At 66.7% G+C, this 1,662-nt stretch carries 2 protein-coding genes; one reads left to right on the top strand and one right to left on the bottom strand.

The features are described from left to right. Window positions 1-75 precede the first annotated feature (75 nt). The gene (locus AB0J09_RS64235; protein ID WP_360714264.1) at window positions 76-942 is read right to left on the bottom strand and encodes an NmrA family NAD(P)-binding protein; all 867 of its coding nucleotides are present in this window, start codon (window positions 940-942) and stop codon (window positions 76-78) included. Window positions 943-1,325: 383 nt separating this feature from the next. Between AB0J09_RS64235 and AB0J09_RS64230 the strand changes: the two genes are divergently transcribed. After that, window positions 1,326-1,662 (top strand): hypothetical protein (locus tag AB0J09_RS64230; protein ID WP_360714263.1); only part of this gene is annotated, 337 nt, incomplete at its 3' end.

Genomic DNA, 1,662 nt, shown 5'->3' with positions numbered 1-1,662 from the left:
GTACATCGAACAGCAGAAACGACCCGTGTGAGCTGACCTGCTCACCGACGCGGAAGGCTAGAGCACGCTCGCGCCCTAGCAGGCACTCCCGCGTGGGCCTTCACCCCCGGCGTGAACGCCGGAGCACTGGCCCACAGTTCGGTAGAACACCTGGGGATCAGCCGCCTCGTATCGCCAGGGCTGTCCTGTCGTCTCGCGCAAGAGGCCGGCGATGTCAGACAGCGAGGCGGATTCGGCGGCCAGGTCGTAGCCTCGTCCTGCGTGCGGTGCGGGATCGCGTAGGACCGTGGCGGCGACGCTGGCGATGTCGGCGACGTCCACCCAGTTCGGCCGGGCATCCCCGACAAAGTGAGTGAGCACGCCCGGTCTGCTCACGCTGAGTCGCAGATTCTGCATGAACGCCGCAGGACGCAGGTGTGTGTACCCGAGCCCCGATCGCTCGATATGGGCCTCCACCAACTGATGCCACGCGAAGTGCACGATGGTGGTGTCCTTGACGGCCGACACTCCCAGATGCACCATATGGGACACGCCTTCGACTTCGGCGGCATCCATGGTCGCCTTTGACTGCGCAAGCATCCGGACGTCGTATCCGGTGAGCAGGAACACCCGGTCCATCCCCTTGAACGCGGGCCTCACGACGTCCAGCCCGGCGGTCTCAGCCTCGTCCAGGTCGAGGCGGCGCACCTCCAGGCCACGTTGGCGTAGTCCATCCGCGGCGTCCGGACGGCGGGTCGCTGCGACCAGGTGCAGGCGCCCGGACCGGACGTCGGGCACGAGCGCGTCGATGAGCGCGGAGCCAACGGCTCCGGTCGCACCAATGATCAAGACAGTGGATGGCAACTCGTCTCCTTCGTGGACGTGGGATGTCGGACGTCGTGGCGATCGTGTCGTAGCGAGGGTCAAGCACGTATGCCTGCGTTCATGCGAATCCGAGAGCATTGCGCCTGCCGAAAATTCCATCCATACAGGTCAAGCGGCATGTGAGTACTCGTGAAGGACGCCGCCAAGCCGGTATCGTCGGCGTATGTTCAGGTCGATGATTCGCTCTGGATCCGTGATCGGGTCCGGGACGGTACGCAGCGGGGCGGCTTGGGCCAGGGTTTGATGGGCTCGGTGCCGGTTGTAGAACAGTTCGTACTCGCGTAGGGCGTGCCGCAGGTGGCGTTCGTTCCAGAGCAGGCTGAAACCCGGTCCCGGAAGGTTGGTTACGACCCCACCGGTTGGCTTGCTATCTGCAATCCGGCACCGTGCGGCCTCAGCACGCTCTGGCGGCATCGCCCGCCGCCGTGCGCATGACCCGAGGGCGGCGTAGCGTGTCCATTGTGACGCACCAAGACGCGCCGGCCGACCCGCCGCACGATGCGGTGACTCCGGTGACTGCGCTGGTCGACGCCTGCCGGCACTTCGCCACCCACGTGCGGCTGCTGGCTGACCAACTCGGTGCGGCGGAGCTGAGCGACGACGACGTCGAGCTGGTCCACAATGCCGTGCATCAGGTTTTCACCGCGGCGGGGCTGGCGGCCGCGCTGGCCACCGGCCTGCAACGGCACGCCGGTGAGCAGGACTGCCCGCACTACAACGTGCTCACAGACGCCGAGTGGGCCCCGCTGTCCGAGGGTGGCGGACGCGAGCGCAAGGCCGTCTACGGGTGCGAGCTGC

Source organism: Nonomuraea sp. NPDC049784, from assembly GCF_040659615.1.
Classification (GTDB): domain Bacteria; phylum Actinomycetota; class Actinomycetes; order Streptosporangiales; family Streptosporangiaceae; genus Nonomuraea.
This window is presented reverse-complemented; position numbering and strand designations above follow the sequence as displayed.

Excerpts from the sequence above, each read along its gene's own strand:
- AB0J09_RS64235 (WP_360714264.1), bottom strand. The coding sequence starts at position 942 with ATGCTCTCGGATTCGCATGAACGCAGGCATACGTGCTTGACCCTCGCT.